At 34.1% G+C, this 21,991-nt stretch carries 24 protein-coding genes and 1 pseudogene; 13 read left to right on the forward strand and 12 right to left on the reverse strand.

From position 1 onward, the window contains the following. From trpCF to GWI68_RS19120, 4 genes are all read left to right on the forward strand, one after another. Nucleotides 1-1,356, forward strand: coding sequence for a bifunctional indole-3-glycerol-phosphate synthase TrpC/phosphoribosylanthranilate isomerase TrpF (trpCF, locus tag GWI68_RS19105; RefSeq protein WP_109408747.1), 1,356 nt, complete (start codon nt 1-3; stop codon nt 1,354-1,356). Nucleotides 1,357-1,395: 39 nt separating this feature from the next. Then, nucleotides 1,396-2,586, forward strand: coding sequence for a tryptophan synthase subunit beta (gene trpB / locus GWI68_RS19110; protein WP_036937130.1), 1,191 nt, complete (start codon nt 1,396-1,398; stop codon nt 2,584-2,586). Then, nucleotides 2,586-3,392 (forward strand): tryptophan synthase subunit alpha, encoded by an 807-nt coding sequence (gene trpA, locus GWI68_RS19115; protein ID WP_166541316.1) that lies wholly within the window; start codon nt 2,586-2,588, stop codon nt 3,390-3,392. Before trpB ends, trpA begins: the two co-directional genes overlap by 1 nt. A 276-nt stretch (nt 3,393-3,668) precedes the next feature. Then, nucleotides 3,669-3,983 (forward strand): BON domain-containing protein, encoded by a 315-nt coding sequence (locus GWI68_RS19120; protein ID WP_036937135.1) that lies wholly within the window; start codon nt 3,669-3,671, stop codon nt 3,981-3,983. A gap of 671 nt (nt 3,984-4,654) precedes the next feature. Here the strand turns inward: GWI68_RS19120 and ompW are convergent. Further along, nucleotides 4,655-5,290, reverse strand: coding sequence for an outer membrane protein OmpW (gene ompW / locus GWI68_RS19125; protein ID WP_166541317.1), 636 nt, complete (start codon nt 5,288-5,290; stop codon nt 4,655-4,657). 433 nt (nt 5,291-5,723) lie between these two features. On the opposite strand from ompW, the gene GWI68_RS19130 reads away from it, so the two are divergent. Then, nucleotides 5,724-6,497 carry a YciC family protein gene (locus tag GWI68_RS19130; protein ID WP_109408744.1) on the forward strand — a complete coding sequence of 258 codons (774 nt, stop codon included), beginning with the start codon at nt 5,724-5,726 and terminating at the stop codon, nt 6,495-6,497. Between the two features lie 120 nt (nt 6,498-6,617). On the opposite strand, the gene GWI68_RS19135 is transcribed toward GWI68_RS19130, so the two are convergent. Beyond that, nucleotides 6,618-8,423: a SulP family inorganic anion transporter gene (locus GWI68_RS19135; RefSeq protein WP_166541318.1), complete on the reverse strand. Its 1,806-nt coding sequence runs from the start codon at nt 8,421-8,423 to the stop codon at nt 6,618-6,620. 308 nt (nt 8,424-8,731) lie between these two features. Here GWI68_RS19135 and GWI68_RS19140 point away from each other — a divergent pair, with 308 nt between their 5' ends. Both GWI68_RS19140 and yciA read left to right on the forward strand, forming a co-directional pair. Continuing rightward, nucleotides 8,732-9,385 carry a septation protein A gene (locus tag GWI68_RS19140; RefSeq protein WP_166541319.1) on the forward strand — a complete coding sequence of 218 codons (654 nt, stop codon included), beginning with the start codon at nt 8,732-8,734 and terminating at the stop codon, nt 9,383-9,385. Between the two features lie 150 nt (nt 9,386-9,535). Continuing rightward, complete coding sequence (gene yciA, locus GWI68_RS19145; protein WP_006536988.1) at nt 9,536-9,967, forward strand: acyl-CoA thioester hydrolase YciA; 432 nt, start codon at nt 9,536-9,538, stop codon at nt 9,965-9,967. Between the two features lie 143 nt (nt 9,968-10,110). Here the strand turns inward: yciA and tonB are convergent, their stop codons facing one another. Together tonB and GWI68_RS19155 are read right to left on the reverse strand one after the other, a co-directional pair. Further along, nucleotides 10,111-10,830: a TonB system transport protein TonB gene (gene tonB / locus GWI68_RS19150; RefSeq protein ID WP_166541320.1), complete on the reverse strand. Its 720-nt coding sequence runs from the start codon at nt 10,828-10,830 to the stop codon at nt 10,111-10,113. A gap of 113 nt (nt 10,831-10,943) precedes the next feature. Then, the gene (locus GWI68_RS19155) at nt 10,944-11,126 is read right to left on the reverse strand and encodes a YciY family protein (protein ID WP_109408740.1); all 183 of its coding nucleotides are present in this window, start codon (nt 11,124-11,126) and stop codon (nt 10,944-10,946) included. Between the two features lie 305 nt (nt 11,127-11,431). Here GWI68_RS19155 and cls point away from each other — a divergent pair, with 305 nt between their 5' ends. The 3 genes from cls (at nt 11,432) to GWI68_RS19170 (ending at nt 13,606) form a co-directional block, all read left to right on the forward strand. After that, nucleotides 11,432-12,892, forward strand: coding sequence for a cardiolipin synthase (cls, locus tag GWI68_RS19160; RefSeq protein WP_109408739.1), 1,461 nt, complete (start codon nt 11,432-11,434; stop codon nt 12,890-12,892). Nucleotides 12,893-12,980: 88 nt separating this feature from the next. Further along, nucleotides 12,981-13,304 carry an HI1450 family dsDNA-mimic protein gene (locus GWI68_RS19165; RefSeq protein WP_109408738.1) on the forward strand — a complete coding sequence of 108 codons (324 nt, stop codon included), beginning with the start codon at nt 12,981-12,983 and terminating at the stop codon, nt 13,302-13,304. Between the two features lie 104 nt (nt 13,305-13,408). Further along, entirely contained in the window at nt 13,409-13,606 is a 198-nt protein-coding gene (locus GWI68_RS19170) for a hypothetical protein (protein ID WP_109408737.1), read from the forward strand. A 97-nt stretch (nt 13,607-13,703) separates the two neighbouring features. On the opposite strand, the gene GWI68_RS19175 is transcribed toward GWI68_RS19170, so the two are convergent. The 8 genes and pseudogenes from GWI68_RS19175 to GWI68_RS19210 all read right to left on the reverse strand — a co-directional run bounded on the left by GWI68_RS19175 (nt 13,704) and on the right by GWI68_RS19210 (nt 18,924). Continuing rightward, nucleotides 13,704-13,985: a hypothetical protein gene (locus GWI68_RS19175; protein WP_166541321.1), complete on the reverse strand. Its 282-nt coding sequence runs from the start codon at nt 13,983-13,985 to the stop codon at nt 13,704-13,706. 166 nt (nt 13,986-14,151) lie between these two features. Next, nucleotides 14,152-14,606, reverse strand: a pseudogene (locus GWI68_RS19180) (GNAT family N-acetyltransferase). A gap of 195 nt (nt 14,607-14,801) precedes the next feature. After that, complete coding sequence (locus GWI68_RS19185; RefSeq protein WP_166541322.1) at nt 14,802-15,341, reverse strand: Ail/Lom family outer membrane beta-barrel protein; 540 nt, start codon at nt 15,339-15,341, stop codon at nt 14,802-14,804. A gap of 331 nt (nt 15,342-15,672) precedes the next feature. Continuing rightward, nucleotides 15,673-16,209, reverse strand: coding sequence for an Ail/Lom family outer membrane beta-barrel protein (locus GWI68_RS19190; RefSeq protein WP_166541323.1), 537 nt, complete (start codon nt 16,207-16,209; stop codon nt 15,673-15,675). A 439-nt stretch (nt 16,210-16,648) separates the two neighbouring features. Next, entirely contained in the window at nt 16,649-17,248 is a 600-nt protein-coding gene (locus GWI68_RS19195; protein ID WP_166541324.1) for a pentapeptide repeat-containing protein, read from the reverse strand. Between the two features lie 69 nt (nt 17,249-17,317). Continuing rightward, entirely contained in the window at nt 17,318-17,638 is a 321-nt protein-coding gene (locus tag GWI68_RS19200) for a hypothetical protein (protein ID WP_166541325.1), read from the reverse strand. Nucleotides 17,639-17,704: 66 nt separating this feature from the next. Further along, nucleotides 17,705-18,001, reverse strand: a complete 297-nt coding sequence (locus tag GWI68_RS19205) for a putative quinol monooxygenase (protein ID WP_166541326.1) — start codon at nt 17,999-18,001, stop codon at nt 17,705-17,707. A 131-nt stretch (nt 18,002-18,132) separates the two neighbouring features. Next, a complete protein-coding gene (locus GWI68_RS19210; protein ID WP_166541327.1) occupies nt 18,133-18,924 on the reverse strand; it encodes a nucleotidyltransferase domain-containing protein in 792 nt (263 codons plus the stop codon). A 255-nt stretch (nt 18,925-19,179) separates the two neighbouring features. Between GWI68_RS19210 and leuE the strand changes: the two genes are divergently transcribed. The 3 genes from leuE (at nt 19,180) to ttcA (ending at nt 21,859) form a co-directional block, all read left to right on the forward strand. Continuing rightward, on the forward strand, nt 19,180-19,821 hold the full coding sequence (gene leuE, locus GWI68_RS19215) for a leucine efflux protein LeuE (protein WP_166541328.1): 642 nt from the start codon (nt 19,180-19,182) through the stop codon (nt 19,819-19,821). 266 nt (nt 19,822-20,087) lie between these two features. Beyond that, nucleotides 20,088-20,645, forward strand: coding sequence for a 4Fe-4S dicluster domain-containing protein (locus GWI68_RS19220; protein WP_166541329.1), 558 nt, complete (start codon nt 20,088-20,090; stop codon nt 20,643-20,645). Nucleotides 20,646-20,935: 290 nt separating this feature from the next. Next, the gene (gene ttcA, locus GWI68_RS19225) at nt 20,936-21,859 is read left to right on the forward strand and encodes a tRNA 2-thiocytidine(32) synthetase TtcA (RefSeq protein ID WP_109408727.1); all 924 of its coding nucleotides are present in this window, start codon (nt 20,936-20,938) and stop codon (nt 21,857-21,859) included. Nucleotides 21,860-21,991 lie beyond the last annotated feature (132 nt).

Raw genomic sequence — 21,991 nt, forward strand, 5'->3', positions numbered from 1 at the left:
ATGACTGTATTAAACGCCATTGTAAAAGATAAAGCAGAATATCTGATTGCACGTAAAGCAAGCCAACCATTATCAGAATTTGTGCATCAAATAGTGCCATCAACACGCTCGTTTTATCAGGCATTAACTCAACCTAATACTGTTTTTATTTTAGAGTGTAAAAAAGCATCGCCCTCAAAAGGATTAATTCGTGCTGATTTTGATCCCGCTACAATTGCAAAAATTTATCAGCCTTATGCTGCGGCAATTTCGGTATTAACTGATGAAAAGTATTTTCAAGGAAACTTTGATTATTTACGTCAAGTCAGTCAAGCCGTACATCAGCCCGTTTTGTGCAAAGATTTTATTATTGATGATTACCAAATCTATTTAGCACGTTTTTATCAAGCAGATGCGATTTTATTAATGCTCTCTGTCTTAGACGATGAACAATATCGCGCGCTATCAACGGTTGCTCATCAATTAAATATGGGTGTATTGACCGAAGTCAGCACAGAAGAAGAGCGTCAACGAGCAATTAAGCTTAATGCCAAAGTTATTGGTATTAATAATCGCGACTTGCGTGATCTCTCTATTGATTTAGCACGTACTCCGCAATTAAGCCAAGGATTACCTGAAGATACCATCGTGATCAGCGAGTCAGGTATTCATACCCACCAGCAAGTTCAAGAGCTAAGCCAATATGCTAATGGTTTTTTGGTAGGTAGTGCCTTAATGTCACAAGAAAATATTGACCAAGCAGTAAGAGCACTCGTTTTGGGAAAGCATAAAGTGTGCGGGTTAACTCGTACACAAGATGTAAAAGCGGTTTATCAAGCCGGTGCCTATTATGCAGGATTGATTTTCGCAGAGAAATCCCCGCGTAAAGTGACATTGTCACAAGCCCAAGAGCTGATAACACAAGCTCCCTTAGCATTTGTAGGTGTTTTTCAAAACCAGCCCATTGCACTTATTTGTGACTATGCTGAAAAACTTAATTTATCTGCCATTCAATTACATGGGCAAGAAGATGCTCAGTTTATTGAGCAACTTAGACAAAAAATTCAGCCTAGCTGTGAGATTTGGCAAGCAATAAACATGGCAATCCACAGTGATATTCCTCCTGTTTTACACGTTAATAAATATGTACTTGATAACGGCACAGGCGGTACAGGAACAACGTTTAATTGGCAAAAAATTCCAAACACAATACGTGAAAAAGCATTACTTGCAGGCGGTCTTAATAGTGAAAACTGTTTGGATGCAGTTAAAACAGGCTGTATCGGGCTTGATTTTAACTCAGGAGTAGAATCAGCTCCTGGCATAAAAGATGCACAACGTCTGGATCAAGTATTTGCACAATTACAGCGAAACTAAATTTCACAAAGATAAAATTTTAAACAGGATGACATCACAATGAGAAAACTTAACCCCTACTTTGGCGAATTTGGTGGCCAATATGTACCTGAAATCTTAATTCCTGCATTGGATCAACTCGAACAAGCTTTTATTGATGCACAAAACGATCCGTCATTTCAGCAAGAATTCCAAGATTTATTAAAAAATTATGCAGGTAGACCAACAGCATTAACCCTTTGCCGTAATTTAACAGAAGGCACGCGAACTCGTTTATATCTAAAACGTGAAGATTTACTGCATGGTGGCGCTCATAAAACTAACCAAGTATTAGGTCAAGCATTACTGGCAAAACGTATGGGGAAAACCGAAATAATTGCGGAAACGGGTGCTGGTCAACATGGTGTTGCAACTGCTTTGGCCTGCGCACTACTTAATATGAAGTGTCGTATCTATATGGGTGCAAAAGACGTTGAACGTCAATCACCTAACGTCTTTCGTATGCGCTTAATGGGTGCTGAAGTTATTCCTGTTCATAGTGGCTCATCTACCCTAAAAGATGCCTGTAATGAAGCATTACGCGACTGGTCTGGTTGTTACGATCGCGCTCACTATTTACTAGGAACCGCAGCAGGCCCCCATCCTTACCCAACAATTGTACGCGAATTCCAACGTATGATTGGTGATGAAGCTAAAGCACAGATCCTAGAGCGTGAAGGCCGTCTACCCGATGCAGCTATTGCCTGTATTGGTGGTGGTTCAAATGCTATCGGGTTATTTGCTTCATTTATTCCTGAAACGTCAGTACAGCTAATTGGTGTTGAACCTGCAGGTAAAGGCATTGAAACGGGTGAACATGGCGCACCACTAAAACATGGTAAATTAGGGATCTATTTTGGGATGAAATCCCCTATTATGCAGACAGATGAAGGGCAAATTGAAGAGTCATATTCAATTTCAGCAGGTCTTGACTTCCCATCTGTCGGGCCTCAGCACGCACATCTAAATAGCATTGGTCGTGCTGATTATGTTTCTGTTACAGATGATGAAGCCATAGAAGCATTTAAAGCACTCTCACGCCGAGAAGGTATTATTCCAGCATTAGAATCCTCTCATGCTCTAGCTTACGCACTTAAATTAATTGCTCAAAATCCTGATAAAGAGCAATTACTGATTGTGAACTTATCAGGCCGTGGCGATAAAGACATTTTTACTGTAAACGATATTTTAGCAGCAAGAGGAGAAATCTAATGAGCCGTTATCAAAACTGCTTTGATGCATTAGCACAAAAACAACAAGGTGCATTTGTTCCCTTTGTAACATTAGGTGATCCTTCTCCTGAGCTATCACTACAAATTATTGATGCGTTAATTGAAGGTGGTGCAGATGCTTTAGAGATTGGTATTCCTTTTTCAGATCCTCTTGCAGATGGTCCTACTATTCAAGGTGCTAATTTACGTGCCCTCAATGTTGGCGTAACCCCCACTGATTGCTTTGCGCTATTAACCAATGTACGTAAAAAACATCCTAATATTCCTATTGGTCTATTAGTTTATGCCAACCTTGTTTTTAGTAATGGGATTGATAATTTTTATGGTAAATGCCAACAAGCTGGTGTCGATTCGGTCTTAATTGGTGATGTGCCCTTACGTGAATCAAAAGAGTTCCGAGAAGCAGCCCAGCGAGTGAATATCGATCCTATCTTTATTTGCCCGCCTAACGCTGATGATGAGCTTTTACAAGAATTAGCCATCTCAGGTAAAGGCTATACCTATTTACTCTCAAGAGCTGGCGTAACAGGAACAGATAAACGTGCTGAACAATCGCTAACACACCTTACTGACAAATTAAAAACTTATAATGCACCACCTGCATTACAAGGATTTGGTATTTCAGAGCCAAAACAAGTCAAAGAGGCTATTGCAAATGGTGCCGCGGGTGCGATTTCAGGATCAGCCGTTGTACAAATTATTGAGAAAAATCTTCATCAACCTGAAGTGATGCTTAAAGCGCTTACTCAATTTGTCAAAGAAATGAAAGCGGCTACACTCGCATAACTATCGTAATCAATCCGCTTTAGGAGAATAGTTTGCTATTTTTCTAAGCGGATTACTCTTAATTCATCATTTATTGACTCTCGCTTTTGAAAGCCCGTTTTTGGGCTTAGTCTGCATGAAATGGCGCAATCCCTCTTCTTTCTCCAGTTAAAGTAACACAATTAATACCTATAAAAATTTGGCAATATTTTATTTTTTGCACATACTTTATAAAGCGCTTTATGTTTTCTTTTCAGAAATACTCAATCAATTACGCAATGTATAAGGAGTTTGATAATGAAACTATGGGCAAAAATCTCTGCTGTCATGGCGGCATTACTGATGGCATTTACGTTGTCTGCATGTTCTCCAACTGCAACGTCAGAAGGTACTGGGGGTTATTTTGATGACTCCGTGATCACCACCAAAGTTAAAACAGCACTAATCGGTGAAAAAAATCTTAATTCAACACAAATTAGCGTTGAAACTTTTAAAGGTAAAGTTCAATTAAGTGGTTTCGTTTCTTCTCAAGCGGATGCTAATCGTGCCATTGAAACAACACGCAAAGTTACAGGCGTAAAAGGCGTTATCAACTCTATGGTTGTTCGCTGATCCCTTTTTTATTCTAGTCTTTCTTTAGCTTTACGTTTAGACCACTTCGGTGGTCTTTTTTCGTTTATAAGTTTATGTTTATTTGTAGCGATTATCATAATTCAGATCAAATTTTGCAAAAAACTAAAATTAATCAAAAATAGCCTGCTTTTGTCGAGCTTTAAAAATAGCTCACAAAAAGAGCAAAACAAAAGAATTGCTAATCATTTTTCATTCAAAAACCAACCGCTTTGTTATTATCAGTGTGAGACCTTGCTAATCCTTTTTATTTCTCTATAGATTTTATCTATCCATTGATAGATAACGCACTTTTACTAAAATTAAATATAAAGATGTATTTTAAATACATCTATAAAATACCCAATTTTATCAATTACAATGCTATTTATTATTAATAAATATAAATAAATAATTTTTAATTTATTTATATCCAAGCATTAAGATGTATATTAAATGCAACTTAGAAGATATTTAAATATAAAATGTTCCATTTTAAATACACCTTTATTTATTTAACATTATTTAAAAATGACTCTTATTTTAAGTATTAACAATAAAATGATATCTTTTGATAATCTAAAAATGAGTGTTGTCTTGTGAATTTAAAACATAAAAAAAGCGAAGATAATCTTCGCTTTTCATTATGAGATATTCTTTTAAAGAAAGAATAATTAGAAACGGTAGCCCACACCAAACATAAATACAAATGGGTCTAAACGTGTACTGATTGATTGTCTATCATCACCCGCTTTAAATTTAACATCCGTTTCGATATTCATCCACCAAACAGACGCATTCAACATCCAGTTTTTATCGAGGTTATAATCTAAACCAGCTTGTGCTGCAAAGCCCCATGAATCCTTGAGGTCTAAGTCAGATAAACCAGCATCTTTACCCGCTGAATTGAATTTTTCATCAAAGAAAGTAGTAAAGTTAAGACCTGCACCTAAATAAGGACGTAATTTATCTTCACCATTACCAAAGTAATATTGTGCCATTAATGTTGGTGGTAAATGTTTAACTGTCGCAATTTCACCAAAGTTTGTTAATGATACTTTGTGCTCAAAAGGAGTCGCTGCTAATAATTCAACACCAATATTATCAGTGATCATATACCCGAAAGTTAAACCTAATTGGGTATTATTATTAGCTTCAAAATGACCAATATCTAATACATTATCAGAGCCTGCATTAGGACGAACAGTTGCAGTACCTGCACGGAATAAGAAATCACCCGCTTGGTGAGCGAAAGAAATAGAAGGCGCAAGAGTTGCAGCCGCTAAAATAAGCGCAGAAAGTTTTTTCATTATTTAACCCATTCCTGTAATAAGTAAAATCTCCGCTAAAAATATAACCATTTATTGATAATTATGATCTAATACCGATCACAACTTTGGAATTATTTTTGCAGAAAGTGTTATTTCTCTTTTTATTATTTATCAATATGATTATTTATAATTGATCCACATCAAATTACCCATTAATACAATTTTTTCTTATAATTAAATTTATTATTAGTAATATTTTTTGAATAAAAAATATCCTAAAAAGACACATTTAAAAATAAGGTTATTTTTATGTTAAAATAATGTTTGGTTTAATTTAAATAATGAGTGTGCAGTGACTATCAAGATCAAGAAATAAGCTTAATAAGCGGTTTGATAGAAAATATCCCTTTTTGCTGTTGTAAAAGGTACAATAGCGCGCATTGACACAGTCTATTTTTATAGGAGCAGTTTCATGCCTACCACGGCACGCACAATCTATCGAGACAGTCTTAATTTTTATAAGAATGAACGACGTAGTATTGTTACCCTTTCCGCTATCCTTGCTGTTGTTTTAGCAATAGTTCATGTCTTAATTGGCCCTAATCCTCAAGAATACCAATTGATGATTGAATTTGTGGCTAATTTTAAAAATACACAACTTTCTTCTGCTTCTCCTGCCGAGTTAGAAGCAATGTCAAACAGTGTCGTGGGTGTTGCCAAAAAAGTATTATCACTGTATGCATTCGAAACATTACAGCAAAGCATCTTGGTTCTCACCTTATTGATGTTCGCTATGGCAATCTCTGCAGGTCATAATGTCACCTTAGGGCAAACATTTAACGCCTGCTTACCTCGCTTACCAAAAATGTTTTTACTGATTGTCCTGTGCTCTATTTTAATTAGCGCTGGTTTTATGGTGATGATTATTCCTGGCATCATTTTGCTCATTGGTTTTGCATTAGCCCCCGTTGTTTTAGTGCGCCAACAAAATATGGGAAGTGCAATACGTTTAGGTTGGAAAATTGGATTTAGTGAATCAGGATCACTTATTCCTGCATTAGGCATTTGGATCTTATTGCAGTTTGGTATTGGTTTTGTAAGTAATCTTACAATTCAACTACCTGATCTTGTCCATAATTTCTTATTCTATCTTTTGAAAAATATGGCTTCAGCGTGGATGATTATTTACCTATTTCGTTTGTTTATGTTGGTTGAAAACAAATACACAACACAACAAACTCGCTAATTTGTTCAAAGCATAGCTATCTACAAAATTTACCGATAAAAAATCCCGTGTATAAGCTAACAACTTATCACGGGATTTTACTTTGTATTCATCACCACTGGTAAAACTTAACCAAAATGCTTAATGTGTTGATGCATGGCTCTCTATTGGCACTTCTAATATCGAGTCTTCGCTATTCTCAGCTTCTTGCTTTAATGCCTCTTTTCTTGCTTCTTTTTGCTTCTCTTTAATTTGTTGTCGGCTTTGATAAAGTCGGATCACAAAATAAAGATCGGGAGCAATAATCAAATCATCTTCATTGAGTGAAATCTTATTACGTTCAATCCAACGATTTAATTCTGTTCTGCGCCCAGCTAAAACTAATTTAACGCCTTTTATTCGCAATTCTCGTATTAGTTCATCAATAGCAGCAAACACACTGACATCGTCATAGGTAAAGCTTACAGCTGCATCTACCGCTAACCATGCTGGTCGTTGAGGTGCATTATCAACAAGTTGAAGTACCCGTTTTTTAAAATAGCCCACATTAAAATAAGTCAGTGGTGAATTAAACCGATACATCATTAAGCCATCAATAGGCTCAATGCCATTATCTTTATTCATTGAGTGAACCATACCCTGTTCATCAACACCCAATAATTGATCGCTTGGACGAAAAACAATACGTAAAAATTGTAACAAACCTAATAAAACGGCAAAACCGATACCATTAATTAGCCCTGCCAATAACACAGCTAATAAGGTGAATGATGCCAAGGTAAATGCTTGTTTATTACGTTTACGATAAGACCAAATATGACGAATACTTAGTAAAGACCATGAAGAAAAAATCAAGACTATGCCTAATGAAGATAATGGAATATAGGCGAGAAAATCAGTCATAAATAATAGTACTAGCAGAATAACCAGTGCTGCGATAATAGAAACTAACTGCGTTTTCCCACCAACAGAGTCATTGACTGCAGTACGACTACTTGCCGCACTAACCGCAAATCCTTGAGAAAGCGCTGCCGCAATATTGGCAATACCTAACGCTTTTAACTCTTGATCTGCATCGACATCATAACCGTTCTTACTGGCAAAACTGCGGGCCGTCATCATAAAACTCACGAAGCTAATAACTGCCAAGTTTATAGATGGAACTAACAATTCTCTCAAGACACCAGGATGGAATCCCGTCATAGATACAACAGGTAAAAACAGATCAACATTTCCTGCATCTTTATCTACGATAGCAATACCAAAGCTTGCTAAATCAAATTGCCAACTTAAATACGTCATCACGACCATCGCAATTAAAGGGGCTGGCCATCGACTACGAAAATAACGAATGCCTAATAAGAGTGCTAATATTATTGCAGACATTAACACTGTGGGTAAATGCGCATCCATTAATCGAAATGGAACTTCAATTAATTTTTCAATTAGGTGATCGGGGGAAGTATCAAAACCAAATACTTTGCTGATTTGCCCAACCATAATGGTGATCGCGACACCATTTAAAAGTCCTTGTAAAATAGGTCGAGATAGAAAATCAGTAAAAGCCCCTAACCGAAAATGGCTGGCTAAAATACACCAAAATCCCGTCATTGCCGTCATAATAATTGCAAGTTGCCATCTAGCATTCTCGTCACCAGCAGATAATGGAATAACAACGGCAGCAATAACAGCACAGGTTGCGGCATCAGGCCCTGTAATTAACTGCCGCGATGTGCCAAATAACGCATAAATAATCATCGGAAAAATACAGGCATATAATCCAACAATTGGGTTAATCCCTAATAATTCGGTATAAGCAATTGCGACTGGCAATGCAACGGCGGCAACAGAAAGCCCTGCTTTTAAGTCATAGCCAAAATAATCACGCTTATAATTAAACAATAAGCCTAATCCTGGCATCCATTTTATTATTCTTTTTCCGTTCATTGATTTCCTCTTATCAGAAATACTTTTTTATCTATGCATTCATCAAAAAGTAGCGATAATGTTGATGAGTTACTGAATCATATACTAGAGTGATATTAAAATCCCCTTTCATAACTCAAGCTTTAATTTTAATTCCCCCTAAATGCAATTATGTTGATTTTTCATTGAGTTATTTCAGAGGAAAACCGTGTTTTTTATATAAATCAGCACTTCATAATTAAAGATATGCAATTGTTTACCCATTTCCTGTCGCTTTGCATTAGAATAGCCTAGTTTATGAATTTAATTACCATAGGTTCCTATTTGTTATGAAAAATGGCTGGCTTAAGCAATTACTTGATTTCGCTCCACTATTAGTGTTTTTTATCTTCTATAAATGGCAAGATATTTTCTACGCTTCAGGTGCATTAATTGTCGCTACGTGGATTTCAGTCGGCTTGACGTGGCTTATTTTCCATAAAGTTGAAAAAGCACCACTCATTACGGCTATTGTTGTCACTATTTTTGGCTCATTAACTATCTTCTTCCATTCAGCTGATTTTATTAAATGGAAAGTCACGGCCATATATGCCATTTTTGCCGTTGTATTAATTGGTATGCAACTATTTACACCTAAAACATTGATGGAAAGAATGTTAGGTAAAGAGCTTGCCATGCCTGCGGCTAATTGGAAAAAAGTAAATATAGCTTGGGTGATTTTCTTTTTTGCTTGTGCCTTAGGTAATATCTACGTGGCATTCTCTTTACCAGAAGAGACTTGGGTTAATTTTAAAGTCTTCGGTTTAACCATTTTGACCTTTATCTTTACTATCGCCAGTGTAGTTTATATCTGGAATAATCGTTTACCAGAAGAACAAACTGAAGAAGAAGCCCCGCAAAATGGTGAAAACCTATTATCAGATGATATGACAAAACAAGCATCTAAACCGACATCACATGATGCTCATTCAAAATCTGAATAATCATTTTTATTTTATTGGGAGATGTGAACTCTAAATAACTCAAGTACAGCTAGGCGACAAATAAATGAGTTACTACGAGTAACGCTACGGCTTGAAGTATAACGAGTAAATATCTCCTTGGTTTCAACATTAATAGATACATTATTCCCCATGACTGAACAACAATCTTTGCCTAATGGTGAGCTCGTTTTACGTACCCTTGCCATGCCTGCTGATACTAACGCCAATGGTGATATTTTCGGTGGCTGGTTAATGTCTCAAATGGACATTGGTGGTGCAATTTTAGCAAAAGAAATTGCGTTAGGTCGTGTCGTTACTGTAAGCGTAACGGGCATTACCTTTCTTAAACCTGTTGCTGTTGGCGATGTCGTCTGTTGCTACGCACGTTGCTTAAAAACTGGCAACTCTTCAATTACTGTTAATATTGAAGTCTGGGTTAAGAAAGTCGCCACAGAACCTGTCGGCCAACGCTATCGTGCAACAGAGGCTGTATTTACCTACGTTGCTGTTGACGAGAACAATTCAGCTCGTCGCTTACCTGAAGGTAAAGCGCACTTCACGCTAACAAGCACAATGGAATAAAAAGCTATTACGACAATTCGATTACGGCGAATAGCGTGAAAACATTAAAAATTAAATACTAAAAAGGCACTTATTAAAGTGCCTTTTATTTATCTGGTATCAAATAATGATATCACTTTGTTTAACCACTAATTTTATAAAAATTAGCTTGCTGATATTCCTGTCATTTTGAACTCAATCAGAACCACTTTTCCTTTATAAGGAATTTTTTCATAACGCCATTGGCGCATCGCTCTTTTTACTTCGCGCTCAAACACATTTTTAGGATCAGCTGAAATAATTTCTACATTATCAACTCTTCCATCAGCATCAACATCAAAACGAACTTTAATTGAACCTTCCATCCCCACAGCGCGTGCTCGTGGTGGATATTCAGGTAAACCTTGACGTACTGCATTAGGTGCTTTGCCTTCACCGCTACTTGCCACTGCAACTGGTTTTTCGTCACCTTTATCACTTGGCTTTGCCGTCGGGTTAAGATTTTTGAGATCATTACCTTTATTAACAACTAAAGGTTGTGGTCGCTCAACAGGCGGTTTAGGTTTGTCCACTGGTTTTGGCTTAGGTTTCGGTTTTGGTTCTGGTTTTTTCTCTATTGGTTTTTCGATAACAGGCTTCACATCTGGAATAGGCTCAGGCTCTGGTTCGGGTTCAGGCTCGACAACCGGTTCAGGCTCTGGAGGTGTGACTTCTTCAACCACAGGTTCTGGTTCGCCAGCAGGCTCATCTGCAGCAAATGCTAACATTTGTATAGAGATAGGCTCAGGTGTAACTGGCTTATCTTCTACAACATACAACATCGCTGCCGCAACAAGTGAGGCATGCAGACAGAGTGATATGAATACCCAAAGCTTCCAACGCATAACTGATCTTATTTCACCTAAAGAAAAAATAATGCCCCTAGTTTAAATGCAAATAGCAATCATATTCAATAACGTTTAGCAAAATGATTGATATAAAGTGTTAAAAAGTGGAATTATGAGTTCCATTCTATGTGTTGAACAAACAAAAGCGCTCTATGTTTTTTAGAAGTATCAAGTTTACGCAGTTTATAAATTCGGAAATTACGACGAGATTGCCCTTCTAACCATCGACGACGTTTACGTAATACCTGTCTCATCATTCGCCAACGTGCAACTTCATTCCTACTGTGTCTCATGCTATCAGCACCTATTTTTTCGAATAAGTGGTGTATTATAAGACGTTCATTTTGTGATCCAAGGGGCGATTTATAATTTGCTTGAATTTCATCCATTCTTTGAGCATTTCTCACAAAGAAAAAATAAATAATGGGTTGTATCTTATCGCTTATTTAATGCTTATCTCTCAATAAAGAGATTTGACAGAGATAATAATCCTGATTTAATAACAACATTCGGCAAATAACAAAAATAATGAACTATTTTTAGTAAATTGCCTTTTGCTCATTCATGCAATTCATTTTCAACGGAAAATAGCTCTACTATGACAACATTTTATACTGTATTAAGTTGGCTAACCTTTTTCTTCTATTGGCTATTAATTGCGGGGGTCACATTTCGTGTCCTAATGCACCGACGACCCGTCACATCAACCATGACATGGTTATTAATCATTTATATCCTGCCACTAGTTGGGGTTATCGCTTATTTTGCCTTTGGTGAATTACATCTTGGTAAACGACGCGTTGAGCATGCTAAACAAATGTGGCCTTCTGTTGTTGCATGGCTTGAAGACTTAAGAAAATGCAAGCATATCTTTGCGACAAGTACGAGTGATGTTGCAACGCCTCTTTTCCAATTAACGGCTAAACGCCAGGGCATTAAAGGGGTTAAAGGTAACAAAATTGAACTTTTAACAACCTGTGAAGATTCTCTCAATTCGATTACACGTGATATTAACAATGCACGCGACAACATTGAAATGGTCTTTTATATTTGGCAATCAGGTGGTTTAGTTGATGAAGTCACCGAGGCATTAATTAGAGCGGCTAAACGTGGCGTAAAATGTAGGATCATGGTTGACTCAGCTGGTAGTTGGAATTTCTTTCGAACTAAAGGCCCTGATGTGATGAGGGCGGCAGGTATTGAGTTTGTCGAATCATTGCATGTTAATTTATTCCGTTTTTTCTTGCGCCGTATGGATTTGCGCCAGCATCGAAAAATCGTCTTAATTGATAACTATATTTCCTACACAGGAAGTATGAATATGGTTGATCCTCGTTATTTCAAACAAGATTCAGGCGTCGGTCAATGGATTGATATTATGGTAAGAATGGAAGGCCCTGTTTCAACCACTTTAGGGATGATTTATGCCTTTGATTGGGAAATGGAAACCGGAGAACGTCACTTACCACCACCGCCTGATGATAATATCATGCCTTGTGAACAAGAAAGTGGTCACACAACACAGGTTATCGCATCAGGCCCAGGGTTTCCTGATGAGCTTATTCAACAATCCTTAATCACAGCTATTTATTCTGCAAGAAAAGAATTAGTACTCACAACACCTTATTTTGTACCTAGTGACGATCTTGCACATGCCATCTCAACCGCAGCAATGCGTGGTGTTGAGGTAAGTATTATAGTGCCTCGTAGTAATGACTCTTTTCTTGTGCGTTGGGCAAGTCGTGCATTTTTTACAGAAATGCTTGAAGCAGGTGTGAAAGTCTTTCAGTTTGAAGATGGCTTATTACATACCAAAAGCGTCATGGTTGATGGGCAACTCAGTATGGTAGGTTCAGTAAATCTTGATATGCGTAGTTTGTGGTTAAATTTTGAAATTACCGTTGTTATTGATGATGAAGGTTTTGGAAGTGATTTAAGCATTGTTCAGTATGATTATATTGCTCGCTCTACAGAATTAACTATGGATGAATGGGAAAAACGACCATTCTTAAATCGTGTATTAGAGCGTATCTGCTATTTCTTTAGCCCTCTGTTATAATCAGAATGGTAACAATATATTTTGCTAAATGAGCAAAAATATCATACAAACAACGCGATAATTATTGGAATAATAAACAGGCATTACCATGAATGAACCAACCTTAATTAGTGAAGATGAAGCGCTAGAACAAGCTTATGATTTATTTTTAGCTCAAGCAGTCGATAATTTGGATGTTGCAGATCAATTGCTGTTTAACCTGCAATTTGAAGAAAGAGGCGCAGCTGAAGTGGTTCCATTAGGTAATGATTGGCAGTTTATTGTCGGCCTTCCTGTTACACCTGCTCGCTTTAGCGAAGTGATTATTGGTCTTGCACCTGATGACGATTCCGATATTGATGATATTTTTGGTCGTGTCCTAATTAGTCGCGATCCATTACAGCCTATGTTCCATATTATTTGGAAATCTTGATATCCGCCCCCTGAAGAACGCGGTTTTACTGCGCACCTGATAATTACCTTTATCTTCACCTGCTTATGTTTTAGTAGGTGATTTTTTATGTCAGAGAGAAATAAATGAGTGATAGTCACTTTATTATTGATGCTATTTTTGCCTTAGCTTTCTTTGGAGCATTTTACTGGTATATCTGCGTAGCAGTTATTATCGTCATGCTCTATGCCACAATAAAAACACAAAAAATATTATTTCGTCTTTTGTTTATGTTCATCGCTTTAGTTTTTGCTTATTTACCCTTTATGCAATATCTTTGGTAATAATGGTATAGAAAATGAAAAACACTATATAAGCATAAGCAATATAAGCATAAGCAATTAGTACCTTTCACCTATTTTTACCTTTGATATGGGTAATTCACTCAAAGCATTTTGATGAATGAGCAATAGTTAAAAACATTGTACCTTCTCTTGTGAGCGTACTATCTTGTCTTATTGGTGGTGATTTGATCATTCTATCAATTTCAGTTGAAGAAAATTTATCACGCGCTTCATTATAAAAACACAGACACTGCTCGTTTGTTACTGTGCTATAAATATTCAATGTATCCATGCAATATTCAATCACTCTATTTTCTTGTGACTCAGAGCAAGCCGATAGGGTGAATAAAGATAAAATAATCACTAAATTTTTTTTCATAATAATTCCACTATTATATTATTTATTAATTTATGAAAAAATTATTTCATTAAATCATGAGTGTTATTACGATATAAATCAAATTTAAGTGGATAATTATTATTTATATAAGATAAATAATAATAATTTTCACTGTCTCTTCTATTTTATATCTTTAATATTTTTCTCAGTATTTATACTTACTTTTATTTAATCTTAAATGCAATAATGGAAAAGGATTTCCTTGCCCATCTACTTCAGAGCGCCCTACTTGCTCAAATCCAATATAAAGATAAAAACCAATTGCTTGAGGATTTTGCTCGTTTACATCTAACTCATCAATATGCAATGTATTTATCGCAAAAGTTGTAAGCAATTTACCACAACCATTCCCTCTAGAATTTGCATCAACAAAGAGCATTTCTAATTTATTTTCTGCCACACCCAAGATCCCATGAATAACATTATTATTGTCTATCGCAATATAGGTATTAAGCATAGGAAAATACTTTTCTACAATATTTTTTTAAGAGATAAAATAATATTTTCAGATAGAAATGCATGCGTAGCTCTAACCGATGACTCCCAAACTGTAATCATTTCATCATAGTGTGAAGGTTCTGCTTTTATTATAGTTAGCATATAATTTCCTAATAAAAATTATTTTTTAATATGATTTATTATATCTGAATAAGAATAATTAAAAATTATAATTTTTTTGTATGTTAAGTTATAGCGATGAACTTATATTTTTCAAATAAAGGTTGATAAACATATTACCAACCCTTTTTATCAAAAAGAAAATTTATCTATTTTTTATAATTAATCGTAATAAAATTAGAATCGATAACCAAGCCCGATCACCCATGTACCAAATTCGATATTATTTAACTTTGAGTATTCGTAAGATGCATCAATAGCAAGTTTTGCAACCGGGTTATATTGTAAGCCCGCACCATAACTATTTGATATCTTATTGAAATGAATATTACCAGAGTTATTTTCACAGTTTAATTTCATGTTAATTGAGCTAATACCAATCAAACCATATAAATTTATATATTCATTAAAACGATAACTTGGGCCTATAGAGAATAAGTAATAATTATAATTTATATTCCCTTTACTATCATTAATATCAAAAGAATACTTTTCTTTATTATATGTAAATGAGCCAAACATGCCCCAATCATTCATTAATTTATAATTATATTTAACATTAATACCTTTAGGCGTATCAGTTACATTATTACTATCCATTTTTAATTGACTTTGTGCATAACCTAAAGAAAATGTATTTTTCAATGTTGCCGATGTACTAAAAGATAGTGTTGACAAAACAATCATAATCATTGAAATAAATAATTTATATTTCATTATATTTCCCGATAAATTAAATTCTACAATAAAATAAAACACCAAAATATAATTAGCATTAAAATTAATTTAGTGTTATAAAGTGAAATTCACACTTAAATAATAAATAAAAAATTGAAGAAAATAAATATATTGTTATTTATAAATTAATAATAAATATTATATTTTAACAAATAGACAAAAAATGATATTTAAACTGAAATAGAAACAAATGAAAAGTATTTAAATTTAGAATAAAGTGTTAAATGGAATGTTAATTCTAATTTTATGATGTGATTTTTAAAAGGCCACATAATGTGACCTTTTAAAAATATTATTTATCAGCTTAATATTAGAAACGATAACCGACACCTAATACCCAAGTACCGAATTTTGCATTATCAAATTTTGAATATTCATAAGATGCATCAATTGCTACGTTTGGGATTGGATTAATTTGCAAACCTAATCCATAAGCCATGGACGTTTTGCTGTATGTATCATTAACATAATAATATTTATCTTCTTGACTAACGTGACCAAGACCAATTAAACCATATGCACTAAAATAGTCATTAAAACGATAACTAGGGCCAGCCGTTAATGAAACATAGTCAATTTCACTTGAACCAATTTTTCCCCAACGACTATAATAATTATAGGTTAATTTTGTATACGTCAGTGATCCAATAACCCCCCACTCATTATCAAATTCATGGTTATACTTAAAGTTAACCCCTTTAGGATTATCATCTATTTTATCATCATTCAATTTAATTGAACTTTGAGCATAACCTAATGATAAAGTATTATCTAACGCGGCTTGTACATTAAAAGAAAGTGTAGAAATAGCTAACAACGAAGTGGATAGAAATAAATTACGATTCATTTTTATTCTCTATATAAAGCAAAGGATAGAAAAAAGGAACTAAACTAGAATTTAGCTCTCTTATTAAACTGAGTTTAATACTCAATAAATTTTATTTATAAATAATACGTTATTAATTTATTTTTATAAAGAAATTATTATGGTTAAATTGATAATTAAAAGACCATCTGTCTCAACAACAAACTTACCTTATTTTTCTCTATTATTAAGGGAATATTAAGTCTATAAATTATAAAAAAACTTATTTTAAATTTTAATTAGATTTTTTATTTTCCATCTATTATTAATATTTTATTATTTATTAAAAGTAAAAAACTTAACTGCCAACTAAAGTAAATATATTTTATTATTAATACAATATGGCTTTTATTTTAAATAATTTAAATATTTATGCTACGAAGTAACCTCAAATTAAATATCACTTAACTCTCTATGGTGATTAATCGATCAATTTAATATCAAGATATTTAAGTAAATCGAGTGCTTCTATTTTAGAAAAAATTGCTTTCGTCATTTTATTTTGCCGAATATCAATATCAAAAGAATGCGAATGAGTAAAATCAACCCCTTCTAAATTTGTTTGCATAAACAAACTATTAGAAAAATCAGAACCAACCATAAGTGATCTTTGAAGCTCCGCATTTCTAAAATCCACATCATGTAATCTACACTCTTCAAAAATAGATTCGCTCAGTTTTAATCCAAAAAAGTTACATCCGCTTAAAATGCTATTTTTAAAACTGAGTTGAGAATAAAGATCGAATTTTGGCCAATGCGCTTTTGTCCAATCAATACCAACAAGTTTACATTCAACAAATTCAGTATTAGAAAATCGAGTATTAGGAAAATTAGCTAAACTTAAATTACATTGTTCAAATAAGCAATGTACAAACTTGCAATGCAATAGCTCAGCAGATAAAAAATTACACTGGTGAAATTCACATTCCTCAAAAATAACATTGCTAAGTGCCAATTCATTAATATCAAGTTTAGTAAAAGTTCTATCTAAATATTCTTGATTACTCTTTAAATTTTCCATATATGAACTCAATAGAAATGTATATTAATCTAGAGATAAAACAGGCCTAGAGTAAAGTTTATTTTATGTTTATATATTATTAGCAAGTTGCATTTTTAACCAAAAACTTTGCTGACATAAATTAAAAAATTCTTTCCGACAAGGAGAGATAATTTTGTTATTCGATTCTACAATTTCCCAAGTGATCCAATGTTCGGGACATTGAGCGTCATTATCATAGAACTCTGTTTCTATCTCTTCTGTGCATTTCAAGATGACACCATCAGGAAATAACCAGCTATGAGTTGCTCTGGTTATTTCTGCTAAGTTATCCCAAAGTTTCTGAGTACTTAAAATTTGATAATTATCTTCTTGGTTTACAATTTGAGATATATATTTCGCTAACATCATCATCTCTCTTGTTTTATTTCTTAAAATTTAGTGTATTCACTATAATTGAGACAAGGTTTATTACTTTTAATTTTCATCAAAAGCATCTGCCATAAGCAAAAATTTAGGCTCAGCTTTTTTATATGCATTGATCATCGGAACTAGCCGCTGAAAATGTTCACTAGCACAATGTGTATCAAGCGCAGCATGATCTGGCCATTGTTCAACAAAGACAAAGTGGCCTGGATCTTTTTCATCAACATATAAATTATAGCTAATACAAAGAGGCTCTTTTTTAGTCGCTTCAACAAGCTCACGATAAAGAGGTAAAACAATTTCTATCGCTTCTGTTTTAATAAAATCTTCAGCAATCACTTTTAACATCACATTTTCCTTACCGTAATTGAATAACACAAGATGCTGTATAAAAACACAGCCAAATATAGTCTAGTTGACTTAAGAGATCTAGATTTTTTACAAAAGAAAAATGCTTCTTTAAAAGAATAAAAACCGCCTTAGTTTTTCAGGCTATCCTCTTTATCTTTCTTTAAACACTCGACTTCTAACCAATGAGTAAATAGCTTTGCTTTTTGTATAAACACATTTATATCATCGATTGGGTTTATGCTTTTAGATAAAAGATAATTAATACTTTTTTGTTGATCTGGATAATTTGCTTCTACTATTTTTACAAAGTCTTCTAGTATTTCAGGCCAATATTCATCTTTTTCACTACGTAAAATATTTGTTGAGCGAATAAGTTTACGCGCTATTGCCCTTTGTAAGTGATGTTTTTCAATAGCCAACTGCCTTTCATCTATCTGTTTAATATAGCTATCTATAACTTGTACAAAATCACCATTTATTGCCAAGGCAATTTTTCTTGATGGTGAGAATGGTAAAAAATATTGAGTTAAATCATCACCAAAAATACAACGACAGTGATGTTTTAACCAATAGCCCCAACTGTATAAATTGTTAGGCGCCAATACCTCGCTTAAAACACCAATATCGAAATCAATTTTGCTGACAATAGAGTGTTGTTTTTCTAATATTGCTCTTGCATTATCTAACAGGTGAATTTCGCTTTCGTTTATTTCATGATTTAAAATTAAGCAAATATCTAAGTCTGATATTCCCTCTGTTGCGCATCCATTGGCCACACTGCCATAAACATATATGCTATGTAACCTTTCTTTTAACAATTGAGAAAGTTGCTCAGTGACATCAGTAATAACAGATTGAAATGATGATTGAAAACACTTTGTGGAAGGTAACTTTATTTTACCTACTTGAGAAATTGTCATAGCTTACCTTTATGGAAAATCTATATATAATTAAACCCTAACTCTTTCTTAGCAAGACGCAATGCATAAAAAACAAAACGATGTAGCAACCTGTTTTGAAACAATAAAAAAGGTCTGTTTCTCACACAGTAGGCAGTAAATATCAAACATTTATTCTCAATATAGATAAAAATATACGTTTAAATAATACTGATTCTCTTTATATAATAACCATTCATTAAGTAATACAGAGAAAGTAAGATTTTGGGGGTTAACGTGTGGCTTGAACAATTTGGTGTACTCAATATCTGGACATACCTTGCAGGCATGTTTTTTATTATCCTGGTTCCTGGCCCTAATACACTTTATGTGCTAAAAACAAGCGCATCAGGGGGCGTCAGGGATGGCTATCGTGCTGCATTCGGTGTCTTTTTAGGTGATGCTATTTTAATTTTTCTCGCCTTTATTGGTGTCGCATCTGTTATAAAAGCCTCTCCTGTACTCTTTACTATTGTCCGTTTTTTAGGTGCTTTTTACCTCCTTTATTTAGGAATAAAGATTATCCATGCAACTTTTTTCTCCAAAAAAGTATATTCAGAACAAACAACGACAGTACAGAAACACGTTTTCAGAAAAGCGCTTACATTAAGCATGACCAATCCTAAAGCGATTCTATTTTATATTTCATTTTTTGTTCAGTTTATAGATTTTAATTATGCACATACTGGATTATCTTATTTAATTCTTGCTTCCATGCTTGAAGCGTTTAGCTTTATTTATCTCTCTTTTCTAATATTTGGTGGTGTAGCCCTTGCCCGCTTCTTTGGCTCACGTAAAAATATTGCAAAATTAGGCAATGGTGTTATTGGGCTTTTCTTTATGGGATTCGCGACTAAACTAGCAACATTATCATCCTGATTTTTAATAACAATCCTTATTAAAGAGATGGCAATCAGAATAAGATTGCCATTTTTTAATATACGATTATTTACGTATATTTGTAAAATTCTACTCCTATTATTTTATTAAATAATATTCATTCTCATTCTATTTTAGTTTTAAAGGCAATTTTTATTTTATTATTATTTAACCTCATTTATTTAATATAAATTTGATTAATATTATTAAAACACTCCCATTATCGATATATCATAAAATACATATCCTTATAGATAGGTATTGAGATGAATAGCCAAATTGTTATTGATTCTAAAAAATGTATTGGCTGTAAGACGTGCGAAGTCGTTTGTTCAGTCGGTCACACATCAGAAAAAGATGGAAATGATTTTCTCAATAAAAAGAATTTTCATCCTAGAATACATATTATTAAATTAATGCATCAGTTTACTGCTTCTGTTTGCCATCAATGTGAAGATGCACCTTGTGCACAAGCTTGCCAAACACAAGCATTAGTACGTGGTGAAAACTTTGTTGAAACACACCCTGAAAATTGTATTGGATGTAGAGCCTGTCTTTTAGCTTGCCCTTTTGGCGCCATTGAGCTTGAGAGAAAAAACAACACCTCCCCAACTTCATTTTTAGATCTTGGCCAACATTTCCAAGTTGATATCATCAAATGTGATTTATGTAATCATAGAGAACAAGGGCCTGCCTGTGTTGAATATTGTCCTCAAGACGCCTTAATTTTAGTCTCTGATAACGATCTAACACAATTGACTGCTGAACGTAGAAAAAACTCGATTTTACGCGAAGATCTTAATATACAGGGAATATCTATTTAAAATTACAATAGCCTTATCCATTTCTATAAGGCTATTACTTCTTACTTTTTACTACCTTGAAATCGCTTAACTGTAGTTATCTATATCGAAACTACCCTGCCATCTGCTATCATTAGCGACTTATCCATTTTCTTGCCATAAATAACTTTGTTTTCCAAACCACTCATCAAATGAGTTATAAAACATTTTATTGATTTATATAGCTTTTAAATCATTCAACGTTCGAGATAGAAAACAAAGCTTTGGTTAGCAAGTTACAGAATAATCAGCAACGATATAGAACCGTAAAAATGAGCATTCCAAAAGAACAGTATAATTTCAACAAACTACAAAAACGCTTACGCCGCGATGTTGGGCAAGCTATCGCTGACTTTAATATGATAGAAGATGGCGATAAAATCATGGTCTGCCTTTCTGGTGGTAAAGATAGTTACACTCTACTTTCTATCTTAATGAATCTGCAAAAAAGTGCGCCAATTAATTTTTCACTTATTGCCGTGAATTTAGACCAAAAACAACCTGGATTTCCTGAGCATATTTTACCAGAGTATTTAAATGAGCTCGGTGTGGAATATAGAATTGTTGAAGAAAATACCTATGGAATTGTCAAAGATATTATTCCTGAAGGTAAAACAACCTGCTCTTTATGCTCTCGTTTACGTCGTGGTATTTTGTATCGTACAGCGACAGAGTTGGGTGCTACTAAGATTGCGCTAGGACATCATCGTGATGATATTTTAGAAACATTATTCTTAAATATGTTTTATGGTGGAAAACTTAAAGGTATGCCACCTAAATTAATGAGTGATGATGGTAAACAAATCGTTATTCGCCCTCTTGCTTATGCTCGTGAAAAAGATATTGAGCGTTTTGCACAAGCAAAACAGTTCCCAATTATCCCGTGTAATCTTTGTGGTTCACAGCCTAATCTACAACGTCAAGTTATTAAAGAGATGCTAAGAGATTGGGATAAGCGTTACCCTGGACGTATTGAAACTATGTTTAGAGCAACACAGAATATTGTTCCATCACACTTATGTGATACTCAATTATTTGATTTTGCTAATATCAAACATGGGGATGAAGTCATTAATGGTGGCGATTTAGCTTTTGATAAAGATGATATTCCAACCGTACCCGTGATGTTCCAAGAAGAAGATGATGAACGTCCCGACTTTAGCCAAAATAAACTCGATATTATTGAAGTGAAATAAAACACGATATCCTAATCCTAAGTCTTGTTTTCAAGGCTTAGGACTTTTATGACCAAATAATCACCAATAATAAATTTGAGCAAAAAAAAACCGATGTTAATAAACATCGGTGTAATAATGGTCAATTATTCT

Origin of the sequence: Proteus sp. G2669, from assembly GCF_009915245.1 — a bacterium.
GTDB lineage: Bacteria > Pseudomonadota > Gammaproteobacteria > Enterobacterales > Enterobacteriaceae > Proteus.

Excerpts from the sequence above, each read along its gene's own strand:
- GWI68_RS19185 (WP_166541322.1), bottom strand. The coding sequence starts at position 15,341 with ATGAAATATAAATTATTTATTTCAATGATTATGATTGTTTTGTCAACA.
- trpA (WP_166541316.1), top strand. The coding sequence starts at position 2,586 with ATGAGCCGTTATCAAAACTGCTTTGATGCATTAGCACAAAAACAACAA.
- cls (WP_109408739.1), top strand. The coding sequence starts at position 11,432 with ATGACAACATTTTATACTGTATTAAGTTGGCTAACCTTTTTCTTCTAT.
- GWI68_RS19190 (WP_166541323.1), bottom strand. The coding sequence starts at position 16,209 with ATGAATCGTAATTTATTTCTATCCACTTCGTTGTTAGCTATTTCTACA.
- trpCF (WP_109408747.1), top strand. The coding sequence starts at position 1 with ATGACTGTATTAAACGCCATTGTAAAAGATAAAGCAGAATATCTGATT.
- GWI68_RS19220 (WP_166541329.1), top strand. The coding sequence starts at position 20,088 with ATGAATAGCCAAATTGTTATTGATTCTAAAAAATGTATTGGCTGTAAG.
- tonB (WP_166541320.1), bottom strand. The coding sequence starts at position 10,830 with ATGCGTTGGAAGCTTTGGGTATTCATATCACTCTGTCTGCATGCCTCA.
- GWI68_RS19175 (WP_166541321.1), bottom strand. The coding sequence starts at position 13,985 with ATGAAAAAAAATTTAGTGATTATTTTATCTTTATTCACCCTATCGGCT.
- GWI68_RS19205 (WP_166541326.1), bottom strand. The coding sequence starts at position 18,001 with ATGTTAAAAGTGATTGCTGAAGATTTTATTAAAACAGAAGCGATAGAA.
- ttcA (WP_109408727.1), top strand. The coding sequence starts at position 20,936 with ATGAGCATTCCAAAAGAACAGTATAATTTCAACAAACTACAAAAACGC.
- GWI68_RS19130 (WP_109408744.1), top strand. The coding sequence starts at position 5,724 with ATGCCTACCACGGCACGCACAATCTATCGAGACAGTCTTAATTTTTAT.
- GWI68_RS19195 (WP_166541324.1), bottom strand. The coding sequence starts at position 17,248 with ATGGAAAATTTAAAGAGTAATCAAGAATATTTAGATAGAACTTTTACT.
- GWI68_RS19165 (WP_109408738.1), top strand. The coding sequence starts at position 12,981 with ATGAATGAACCAACCTTAATTAGTGAAGATGAAGCGCTAGAACAAGCT.
- GWI68_RS19200 (WP_166541325.1), bottom strand. The coding sequence starts at position 17,638 with ATGATGTTAGCGAAATATATATCTCAAATTGTAAACCAAGAAGATAAT.
- GWI68_RS19140 (WP_166541319.1), top strand. The coding sequence starts at position 8,732 with ATGAAAAATGGCTGGCTTAAGCAATTACTTGATTTCGCTCCACTATTA.
- GWI68_RS19120 (WP_036937135.1), top strand. The coding sequence starts at position 3,669 with ATGAAACTATGGGCAAAAATCTCTGCTGTCATGGCGGCATTACTGATG.
- GWI68_RS19210 (WP_166541327.1), bottom strand. The coding sequence starts at position 18,924 with ATGACAATTTCTCAAGTAGGTAAAATAAAGTTACCTTCCACAAAGTGT.
- GWI68_RS19155 (WP_109408740.1), bottom strand. The coding sequence starts at position 11,126 with ATGAGACACAGTAGGAATGAAGTTGCACGTTGGCGAATGATGAGACAG.
- GWI68_RS19135 (WP_166541318.1), bottom strand. The coding sequence starts at position 8,423 with ATGAACGGAAAAAGAATAATAAAATGGATGCCAGGATTAGGCTTATTG.
- yciA (WP_006536988.1), top strand. The coding sequence starts at position 9,536 with ATGACTGAACAACAATCTTTGCCTAATGGTGAGCTCGTTTTACGTACC.
- GWI68_RS19170 (WP_109408737.1), top strand. The coding sequence starts at position 13,409 with ATGAGTGATAGTCACTTTATTATTGATGCTATTTTTGCCTTAGCTTTC.
- ompW (WP_166541317.1), bottom strand. The coding sequence starts at position 5,290 with ATGAAAAAACTTTCTGCGCTTATTTTAGCGGCTGCAACTCTTGCGCCT.
- trpB (WP_036937130.1), top strand. The coding sequence starts at position 1,396 with ATGAGAAAACTTAACCCCTACTTTGGCGAATTTGGTGGCCAATATGTA.